This window comes from Austwickia sp. TVS 96-490-7B (assembly GCF_019331795.1).
Taxonomy (GTDB): Bacteria; Actinomycetota; Actinomycetes; order Actinomycetales; family Dermatophilaceae; genus Austwickia.
The window spans coordinates 442,339-451,747 of record NZ_JAHPZL010000001.1; the positions used below are offsets into that span (position 1 = coordinate 442,339).

The window sequence follows — 9,409 nt, forward strand, 5'->3', positions numbered from 1 at the left end:
CACCGGAATGGATCCCCCCGAAAGGCTGGGTCCCGCCGGAGGATTGGCCGGATGCGCCTGCTGGATGGGGATTTTGGGTGGACGATGAGGGTACGCCGGTGCGCGGACCCTACGGGAGGTACGGCGGCGAATCCACCAGCCATCGGGCAAAACGCATCGGGATAGTCGGCGCATTCGCGGTGTTGGGGTTGGTGTCCTGTGTGTCGCTGAGCCAAGGCGCAGGTGAGCAACGGCCCGGGCAGGTGGCGGCAGCGACACCGTCCGCCGCTCAGACCGTGACCGTGACATCGACCGCAACAGTGACAAGTACCGTGACGATGTCTCCGACGATGACAGCTTCTTCAGCAGCGGCCAGCACTACATCTGCCGCGCCAGCCGCACCCGCGCCAGCCGCTTCGGAAGCCCCAGCTCCGGCTCCTGCTCCTGACGAGGAGGCCGATTCACAGGGTGGAGGACATTCGGGCGCAAATCAGCAACACCCTTCAGGGGTGTATTACCGCTCTTGCAAGGAAGCCCGCGCGGCAGGTGCGGCACCGATCCGCCGTGGACAGCCTGGTTATCGGTCAGGTTTGGACCGCGACAACGACGGCATCGCCTGCGAATGATAGCCAGCCCAGTGACGGCGACCCTCTGAGTGTTCAGGTGCGGTGACGACCCAGGAGCCTCACCGCACCTGGGCACCAGGCGAGCCCACGAGTCCGCAGCGTCGTGATCCCTTCACCTCAGTTTGGCGATCCTCGCATGTCCTGGCATGATGAGGGAGCGCGCGCGAGTGGCGGAATAGGCAGACGCGCACGGTTCAGGTCCGTGTGCCCGAAAGGGCATGGGGGTTCAACTCCCCCCTCGCGCACTCTTAGATGGCTCCCGAATATCGGGGTCATCTCTTCCCGAAAGTCCCCGGTCAGAGCACTCTGGCCGGGGTTTTTGTCATTCCTGGCAGCTCGAGGACACGGGACGGGTGGGCTGGGCTGTTCGGGGTTGGCCGTGGAGATCTTCGCGTGCCGGTGAGCTGGCTGCCCTTGGCCGTTGTGTAGCCGCGGTCGAGCAGGATGTCTTCGAGTCGCGGCAGTGCGTCGACAATGTTCAGGCAGGCTCGGTCACGGATCCCCGGTCGGATCGCCAGGCCGACCTCGTCGAAGGGGCAACCTTGAGGGCAGGCGAGCACCTCGCAGGTGTCTGGGTCAACGTCGAGGGCGTGGTCGTGCTTGGCCAGGACTCCGCGCTCGACCACGCGCTTGATGGATCGGCACACGCCGAAGGTGGTCATCGTGTTGGGCTGCCGGTCACCTGTCGGGAACCACATCTCGTACTCCACCGGCGACGGCGATGTCGAGAAGTCGAGCATGCGGCAACTCGGCGCGGGCAATCAGCGATCGAAGGCGCATCCGCTGTTCCTCGTCGAGCTGGTCGTACATCGGCGGCGATGCAGCTCGTCCATATCGGGAGAGCTCGACGTCGTGGTCTAGCAGGATCTCGAGGTCGGCCAAGGTCTCCTCCCATCCGCCGAGACCGCGATGCAGCCACCATGCTCGACGCCTGAGTCGACTGTCACCTGACTGCTTCATCGTAGCCAAGTCGTCGATAGCCCAGAATCGCCGGAGACGAATAAGGCCAGAGGAAGCGAGCCGTGCCTCCTTGTTGGATCCGAATCGCATGACGTCGAAGAGTTCAACGACGTCTTCGGGCTCCGCGACGTCCGCGAGCTGTTTGAGCCCCACCTTCGCGAGTGCTGGCTTTCCCAGGCGTACGAGCTCGATCGCTTCATCGTGGTCAATAGTCCCGCCTGCCTCGAGGACGCCTGTGTACGCGCGCGCCCGGAGTCGGGGTGACAGATCACGGTCACTCGCCATCGCTCGATATGTAGGAAGTGCCTCGCGGTCAAGGTCGGCCCAGCGGGTCCGAGCCCACATTCGAACCAACACCGAGGTGTCGACCAGCAGTTCCTTCAGTAATGCCGGGTTGATCTCCTCGGCCGTCAGCCGAACGAGGCCCAGGGCCCGCGCCTCGGCAGTCCCGCACGTGAGGAGGATGTCCATCACGATGTCCGGAGGAGCGGTTTCGGCGATCACCCGGCTCAAGAGGCTGCGGACCACCTGATCGGACTCGGTCCGCAGGGCGGGGACAGCGTCCTCGACCGCGAGCAGGCCGCTGGCCAAGCTCTGGCGGAAGGCCGCGCGCCTGAGATCTCGATCCTCCGACTCTCGCATTGCTGCCAATACGACCGCTTCGCCATGTTCGTCGATAAGTTGACGCAGGTACAGGACTCGAACATCGCCGGCGCGAAGGCGATCACGGATGAGCTCGAGGATGGGCATGATGCGCATCGCTGAGGCCTGTGTAGTGCGAACCAAGACGGCGCGTGCTGCCGCTTCCCGGATGGCTGGCACGTGGTCCGTCAGCCGCAGTGCGAGAGCCCGATCGGCGAGCAAGCCCTCAGCAGCGGCCAGTCGGGCCACGGCCCGCTCTCGCACGAAGCCATCAGCGTGCATGCTCGCTAAGGCGGCGCTCACAGGTGTGGGGTCGTTCATGACCTCCTTTGTCCACTCCTGCGCTCTTCCAAGGGCAGAGCCCTCCCACCGCCGCTGCCGGGCCAAGCCGTCGACGCGCAGCAGCTGGGCTGCCGTCAGCCCCGAAAGCCAAACGCCTGCCGCATTCAAGCCAGCAGGGTCGTCGGCAAAGGCGGACGCACTGGCTGATATCAGGCGTCGGCGAATCTCAGCGTCATCAAGCACATGACCATCATCGCTCGCCAAGGTTCCTCCTCCCACGTAGTAGCAGAGTTTCGGCTTCAGCCCTCGGGTTCACTGTTGTCTTGGTCAGAGCCAATCGCGGCTCCAAGGTCTCGATACCTCGCTTGCCGAACTGGAAGCGTGGCGCGTGCAACAGTGTGGGGAGGGACATCGGGAAGGTCGGGTCGGATACGGCTTCAGTTATCCATTCGGGTTCTCCGCTTGAGATGCCCCAGAAGAGGTTCCTGGCCATCGGGCTCCGCCACACACGTTCCCAGAATTCGAACCGGTGCTCGTTGCTTAGCTCGCGTGCGCTTTCCTCCCACTCGTCGAAGTCGTCGTAACCTTCTGTGTCGCCTAGAAGCTCGGTGGCAAGACGAACAGTCATGACGTCGTTGTTGACGCACGTGCTGATGAGGGGACTCGTTGAGTGGGTTAAGCCATGGTCAAGTGCTGCACGGAGCCAAGTGTCGGGGTGGGGACCCCTGGCCAGGCGGACCATGATCTTCCATGCTGTGGAGCCGTGATTGATGATCGTGAGGTCGTCGGCGTGGTCCACGAGCCAGCGCATGAGGATGCTGGGCGGTTGTTCGAGGTAGGGCGCGAGGGCTCGGTCGAGCTCTTCGTCTCTGATGCGGTGGTCCTCTTCCCAGTCCTCGGATCGGTCCCGCTCGGCAGTCAGTGCCGCGAACAGCGCATCCGGTTCGTCAAGCTTGATGTTGAGGATGGAGGCTTCTCTGTGTTTTTGGCATTTCTGGCAGCTCGAGGACACGGGACGGGTGGGCTGTTCGCGGCCAGCCGTTACTGCTGGCTCACCGTCTCTCGGTCCAGCACCGGGAGCAGAGCGGCGGCCGTCTCCTCCGGGGAGCGTGCAGAGGTGTCAATGACAAGGTCAGCCGCCGTCGACAGCCAGCCGGTCCGGGCGTCGGCCGCTACGAGGAACGCGTCGACGTGTGCCTCGCGCCAGGCCCGGACCCCCGGCGGCTGCGTGGTGTCACGACGGATCCGGTCGCGCAGCACCGCTTCGTCGGCCGTCAGGACGACGAGGCGGGTTTGCTGCCTGGCCGCCTGGAGCCCCGCCCGTAGCTCTCGCCAGTATTCCTCGCGCAGCACCGTCTGCACCGCGAGGACCCCGCTCCTAGTGAACCGCGCGACCTCGTCGATGCAGACGGGGACGAGGGTGCGCCACGGCGGGAGGTCTTGGAAGTCGTTGACGGCAATATCGCCGAGGCTCGCCCGGAGCATGAACCCGACCTCTTCCGGGTCGAAGACGCGCCACGCCGGGCGCGCCGCGACGGCGAGGGCCGCGGCCGTCGACTTCCCCACCCCGAACGGGCCGGTGACCCAGACGACCATCAGGGTCCCTTCCCGGAGTAGCTGCTGACGCACGCAGCGTGTCACTGTCCCCTGACATCGGAGAATCCAGCACGACGTTGGAGCTGGCACGGGTACACCCCATGGACTCGTCTGGCGTGTGCCTAGCTCGCGTGCTGCGGTGTGCCGGTGGTGGTCAGAGTTCCAACTCGCGGGTGCTGCCGATGGTGACGACAAGAATGTCTTGATTGGCGGCGATTTCACCGGTGACGGTGAGATTTCCGGCGTCTTTGCGGAGATATTCGGAGAGCCGATAATGCCGGAGGAATGTGCCAGCGGGGAGTTGTGGTTGCAGGTCAGCGGGGACCCAGGGCGCGGGGGTTTTCATCACGCTCCCTTTGGAGAGGGTGGCTGCACGAAGGTGTCGGGCTGCATCTGGGGTCAATCTGACGACGGCGATGAGTCCGTGGGTGGCGGCAGGTGACAGGTCACCTTTGAAGCCTTTTCCTTCAAGCCGACCGGCAAGCCAGGAGACGTGGGTGGCGTCGGGGAGCGCGGGGATCAGGGTTCGCAGTGCAGTCTCGTCGTGGCTGACGGATCCTGCGGCGATGAGGTTTCGGCCTTCGGGTGCCACGAATCGTGAGCGGGTCGCCACGGGGGTGTTGTCATGTTCGGGTGGGTCTTCTCCTGCACATCCTGCGCTCAGTCCGGCGATCGCTACGGCGAGGAGGAGTGCGAGTGGTCGTCTCACCGGAGACATGGAGGGGGGCTGGTGCGGGTGGCACGTCGGGCGTGATCTGCGACGTGGATGCGCTGATGGCGCTCTCGTGCTGACCTTGAGTCCCCGTGTAGCCCTGTGACCATGTGGGGACCGTACCTGTGTCAGCAGGGGATGAGCTGGGCGCCAGGAGGATATTTCCAGTGCTTTTCACTGGACGTCGCTGAATGCTTTCTGGGAACGCTGCGCCGGTCGCGGTTCTGGTCATGTGGGGGTGTGTTGACAGTTGGTTGGTGTCAGGCTGGCGTGAGTGACATATGGGTCGGGTTGGTGGGGTCGAGGACGTCGTACGTCGTGGGGGGTGTCTGAGGGCAGTGATGCCCTATGCCGTCTGGATCGTCGATGCCGATTCGCAATCTGGGAATGGTGGAGGCTGTGTGTTTTTCGACAGCTTCCCTTCAATGTGGGTGATGCCACCCGCCGCTGTGACGGTAAAGCAGCTGGCGGCGTACCTGCGGCTGTCTTGTGGATCGTCCTTGAACGAGTGACCAGTCATGCCATGATGGTGGCTGGTCATCTGTCCAGATTCGGGGAAGAGGTTGCCGCACGTGGTGGGGGTCACACTGAAGCGCGTCGATGTCAAGGACTTCTTGTGGGATTACGGCATTTGCTTGCCGTTTCCGTTGAGGTTGGGCCCGGTCGGGCCGGTGGGGGTGCATCCGCAGTGGGCCCGTTCAGATGTGTCGGTGTTCAACGATCGTCCACGGCTGCTGCGCACCTGGGGTCGCGACACAGCGGCTGCTCTCAGCGAACTCGCTAAGGCTGTACGCAGCTGCTCCACCACGGTGTATGTGCATGCCGTGACCAACGATTCCGGTGAGCCGGAGTCACAGCTAACAGCAGTGGCTTTGACCGGTGCAGACACCGTGGTGGTGATTGCCGACCAGCCTCAGGATGTCAAGGTCGCCGTCGTACCGTGGCAGGACACCGAAAATACCCTGATGCAGTTCATGCCGTCCGCCACGCCATGGCCGTTTAATCCGGTCCGCGTTCGAGCAGCGGAGTTGCAGCGGGCTTGCCGTGAAGCCGCTGCTGGCGCACCCCCTCGCACCGTCGCTCGGATGTTCACCCAGTGCGGGATGCCTCCAGAGCTGTACCGAGACGTCGTTGATATCGGCGAACGTGCCGAGGTGCGAGGTTTCCTCGGCGCTGCTCGGGAGGACGCGCACGGCCATCAGCCCAGTGCGCTGTCTGCGGATTTCGTCACCTCGCCGCGCGGCGGTTTTATTCGATCGGTGCAGGGCCCGGAAATCACGTTCGCACCGTTAACTGCGGCTGTGGTGTCCCGCCTCTTACGGACCTGCCCGGGGACGGTGCCGCGAACGATGCCCCAGCGCGGCTGACGAGTGATCTGGTCCAGGACGTACGACGAGGAGGATGGTAGGCATGGGAAAGCCCCCGTACGAGGCGATGGAAGTCAAAGATCTCAAGGATCTGGTGGGGTCAGTCAAACCTGACGATATGGCCACGGCCATGCGGGATTTCCGGGCATCTCGTGACGATCTAGTCAAGGCGTTCATGTCATTCCAACAGGCCATGGCGTCACTCAACGGGGAGGGCTGGTCCGGGTCCGCCGCGAATGCCGCTTTAGAAGAAAACTTAAAAGCTGGTGATTTCGGTGGGAAAACAGCGATTTCGTCGGCATCTGTCGGTGGCGGTCTCGCGGTGATGGCGACGACGTTGGGGACTTCCCGTGAGGGGATCCTCGCCATGCCGTACGACGATCCTGCGGGGAAGCTCCTAGTGGGTAGTGCCTCGACCTATCCGGGGATGGGATCACTACGGGATGCGTACAAGGAAGCTCAAGACAAAGCGGACCGCCAACGCCAGGAGATTGTGAAGAAGGTCCAGGAGATGGCGCGCTCGGCGGAGGCGTCACGGGATCAGGTCGGTGGGATCACCTGGCCGACAATTCCTAAAGATATCAAGGTCGAACCTCCTGTAGAGAAACTACCTGAAGCCCTGGAGGGAGGTACTGGACCAGGAGGTCATGGCGGATGGGGTAGCTCCAGCACCACGGGTGGTGGCGGTGCTGGTGGTGGCGTCCCTAGCAGCGGTGGTCATGTCAGTGGTGGGGGGAGCGTTCCTGGGGGTCGAGTCGCCACGCCAGGAAACACCGGTGGTGCCGGGTCCGGTAGCGGCACTGGGGGCGGGCATCCTGCTGGCAGCCACCCTGGTGGTCCTGGCACCGGCCCTGATGGTCACGTCAGTGGCAGTGGCAGTGGCGGTGGCGTTGATGACGGGTCACGGTTCTCCCCGGCCGGAGTCGACCCCAACACACCCGGCACCGGAACCCGACCAGCAGCGCCCTCTTTCCCCGGTGGAACCACGATCCCAGGAACCCCAGGCAATCCCGGCAGCAGCATCCCCACAAACCCCAGCGGTGCCATACCCGGCCCCGGCGGTGCCTCCGGAGGATGGTGGTCCCCAGGAACCGCTGGCTCCCCCGACAGCAGTGGACGTGTTCCGCGTAACGGAAGCACTGGTTCCTGGAACACACGAGGACTCACCCCCTCCCCCGGCAACACCCCCAGCGCCGGACGCGGCAGCACCACCAGCGGCTACAGCGCAGGCGGCTACAGCAACGGCGGCTACAGCGCAGGCGGCGGAAACACCGGCAGCGGTGGTGTGGGAGGCGGCGCCACCCCACGAGGAGGCCCCGGACTCGGTGAACCCGCCCGCGGCACCACCAACCTGCGCAACGGCGCCGGATTCGGTGACCCCCACACCCGCACCGGCACCGGCGGCACCGGAATGGGACCCATGGGCGGCGGCACCGGCCGCAGCGACCAAGAACAACACCTCCGCCGCCAAGACCGCTACCGCATGACCAGCGACGAACTATGGGGCGTACCCACCCACGCCGTACCCCCCATCATCGGCGACGAAGGAGCCATGTACCTCCTCGACGACGACGATGACGACTACTGAGGAGCAGACCACCATGGAAAAACCCGTCAGGAACCCTGCTGAAATTACTGCGCTGGTAAAGAACATACGCGATGGAATCCCCTCTACTGCCGCCGCCGATTTCACCTTCGACCCAGAGCAATTTCGCACCACATACGCCGAACTATATGCCACTCATCAACGCCTGACTGTACAGATCGAACGGTCGAAATCCTTGGTCAATAGTTTTGGAATGACTAAAATTCCAGGCGACATGTTAGAAGTTCAATGCGCCTGGGACAAGGTCATCGCTCAGAGCAAAACTTCCCTGGAAACCATGAGGCTATTAGATCAACAGGTGTGCGCTTATTTGAATTCGATGGAGCAGACCTATCGGTCCTATCTGGCTAGCGACGATCAAGCCCGGGTCGATTTCACTCAGATTGACACTCGTCAGAAATGACTGCGAGAAGGATGTCCGCCACTATGCCTCAGAGACGCCACCACTCCCGGTGGCAGGTCGCTACTGTCATGCTCCTCAGTGGCGGGTTGGCGTGCAGCGCAGCGGTCCCGGCTCATGCAGGGGACCAGGTCCGGGACCGGCAATGGTGGATCACCCCGATGGGCATCGACCGCGGCCTCTCAGTATCGCGAGGTGCTGGCGTCACGGTCTGCCTCATTGACAGTGGTGTTGACGCCACCCATCCTGACCTAGTTGGGGTCCGATTTACTGGCGGAAAAGATCTGTCTGGCAAAGGCTCTTCCGACGGATTGAAACCTGTCGCTGGAGAATATGATTTCGATCACGGTACATCCATGGCCGCCAACATTGCTGGGCGCGGCCACCGCCCCGGGGATGAAGCCGGGATCATTGGCGCCGCCCCCGACGCAACCATCACCAGCGTCTCCTACGGAGTCAACGCCTCTTCAGTGGAAGATCCCATTGCCACTGGCATTAGATACTGCACTGATCACGGCGCTAAAGTCATCAATTTATCACTCGGCACGAACAGCCAAAAAGCTCAGAGCGAAGTCCTTCGCTCCCAAAAAAAAGACGTTGTCATAGTTTCCGCAGCCGGAAATAATGGGTCGGATCCGGTCTTGGGAGTTTCCGGAATGTTCGGCGTTCTCTCAGTAGCAGGGCTTGATCAAAACCTTACCCGCGACCCTCGCTCCAACTGGGGTAGGCCTCAAATTAACGTGAAAAAACATGTGAGCTCCCCCGGCGTGGCCGTGTGCGGCCCGTTCGCGACCACCCCGGACACGGGAGTCCCGCAAGCCTGGCCCGGCGGCGGCTACCGCGACGGCGCAGGCACGTCCATCTCCACCTCCGTCGTCACCGGCATCGTCGCCGCAATCCGCGCGAAACACCCCAACCTCAACGCCGCCAGCGTCATCAACCGGGTGCTGAAAACCGCTAAAAAAACCGGCACTGGAGACATCCCCACCGCTGACTGCGGCTGGGGCCTCGTCGACGCTTATGCTGCGCTGACCGCTGACGTCCCCGCCGTCACCGACAACCCCCTCGGGCAAATCGGCGAAGGATACGACAACCCCTCACGAGACGTTTTCGGAGTGAAATCCATGGGGCTGTGGGACCCCACCTATCAACCCGACCCTGAATATTCCTCCGCCATGCCCCAACCCCCCACAAACACACCCCAAGGACCCATCACCGCCGCCGCACCCCGCAGCCCCG

10 protein-coding genes and 1 tRNA gene are annotated in these 9,409 nt (G+C 63.3%); 6 read left to right on the forward strand and 5 right to left on the reverse strand.

The genetic code is table 11. The annotated features are described in order from the left end of the window. Positions 1-98 precede the first annotated feature (98 nt). A complete protein-coding gene (locus KEM60_RS02040; RefSeq protein WP_255574133.1) occupies positions 99-605 on the forward strand; it encodes an excalibur calcium-binding domain-containing protein in 507 nt (168 codons plus the stop codon). Positions 606-766: 161 nt separating this feature from the next. Beyond that, positions 767-850, forward strand: a tRNA-Leu gene (locus KEM60_RS02045). A gap of 51 nt (positions 851-901) precedes the next feature. Here the strand turns inward: KEM60_RS02045 and KEM60_RS02050 are convergent. The 5 genes from KEM60_RS02050 to KEM60_RS02070 all read right to left on the reverse strand — a co-directional run bounded on the left by KEM60_RS02050 (position 902) and on the right by KEM60_RS02070 (position 4,794). After that, positions 902-1,303 (reverse strand): hypothetical protein, encoded by a 402-nt coding sequence (locus KEM60_RS02050; RefSeq protein ID WP_219105815.1) that lies wholly within the window; start codon positions 1,301-1,303, stop codon positions 902-904. Further along, a complete protein-coding gene (locus KEM60_RS02055) occupies positions 1,284-2,528 on the reverse strand; it encodes a hypothetical protein (RefSeq protein ID WP_219105816.1) in 1,245 nt (414 codons plus the stop codon). The genes KEM60_RS02050 and KEM60_RS02055 overlap by 20 nt, the downstream gene beginning before the upstream one ends. A 211-nt stretch (positions 2,529-2,739) precedes the next feature. After that, positions 2,740-3,501 carry a hypothetical protein gene (locus tag KEM60_RS02060; protein ID WP_219105817.1) on the reverse strand — a complete coding sequence of 254 codons (762 nt, stop codon included), beginning with the start codon at positions 3,499-3,501 and terminating at the stop codon, positions 2,740-2,742. A gap of 29 nt (positions 3,502-3,530) precedes the next feature. Then, positions 3,531-4,130 carry an AAA family ATPase gene (locus tag KEM60_RS02065; RefSeq protein WP_219105818.1) on the reverse strand — a complete coding sequence of 200 codons (600 nt, stop codon included), beginning with the start codon at positions 4,128-4,130 and terminating at the stop codon, positions 3,531-3,533. A gap of 109 nt (positions 4,131-4,239) precedes the next feature. Next, the gene (locus tag KEM60_RS02070; protein WP_219105819.1) at positions 4,240-4,794 is read right to left on the reverse strand and encodes a hypothetical protein; all 555 of its coding nucleotides are present in this window, start codon (positions 4,792-4,794) and stop codon (positions 4,240-4,242) included. Between the two features lie 575 nt (positions 4,795-5,369). On the opposite strand from KEM60_RS02070, the gene KEM60_RS02075 reads away from it, so the two are divergent. The 4 genes from KEM60_RS02075 to KEM60_RS02090 form a co-directional block, all read left to right on the forward strand. Next, entirely contained in the window at positions 5,370-6,164 is a 795-nt protein-coding gene (locus tag KEM60_RS02075) for an ESX secretion-associated protein EspG (RefSeq protein WP_219105820.1), read from the forward strand. 43 nt (positions 6,165-6,207) lie between these two features. Beyond that, positions 6,208-7,752, forward strand: a complete 1,545-nt coding sequence (locus tag KEM60_RS02080) for a hypothetical protein (RefSeq protein ID WP_219105821.1) — start codon at positions 6,208-6,210, stop codon at positions 7,750-7,752. 13 nt (positions 7,753-7,765) lie between these two features. After that, on the forward strand, positions 7,766-8,173 hold the full coding sequence (locus KEM60_RS02085) for a hypothetical protein (protein ID WP_219105822.1): 408 nt from the start codon (positions 7,766-7,768) through the stop codon (positions 8,171-8,173). A 23-nt stretch (positions 8,174-8,196) separates the two neighbouring features. Continuing rightward, the coding region (locus tag KEM60_RS02090; RefSeq protein ID WP_219105823.1) for a S8 family serine peptidase at positions 8,197-9,409 on the forward strand (1,213 nt) is incomplete at its 3' end.

Excerpts from the sequence above, each read along its gene's own strand:
- KEM60_RS02050 (WP_219105815.1), bottom strand. The coding sequence starts at position 1,303 with ATGTGGTTCCCGACAGGTGACCGGCAGCCCAACACGATGACCACCTTC.
- KEM60_RS02055 (WP_219105816.1), bottom strand. The coding sequence starts at position 2,528 with ATGAACGACCCCACACCTGTGAGCGCCGCCTTAGCGAGCATGCACGCT.
- KEM60_RS02080 (WP_219105821.1), top strand. The coding sequence starts at position 6,208 with ATGGGAAAGCCCCCGTACGAGGCGATGGAAGTCAAAGATCTCAAGGAT.
- KEM60_RS02085 (WP_219105822.1), top strand. The coding sequence starts at position 7,766 with ATGGAAAAACCCGTCAGGAACCCTGCTGAAATTACTGCGCTGGTAAAG.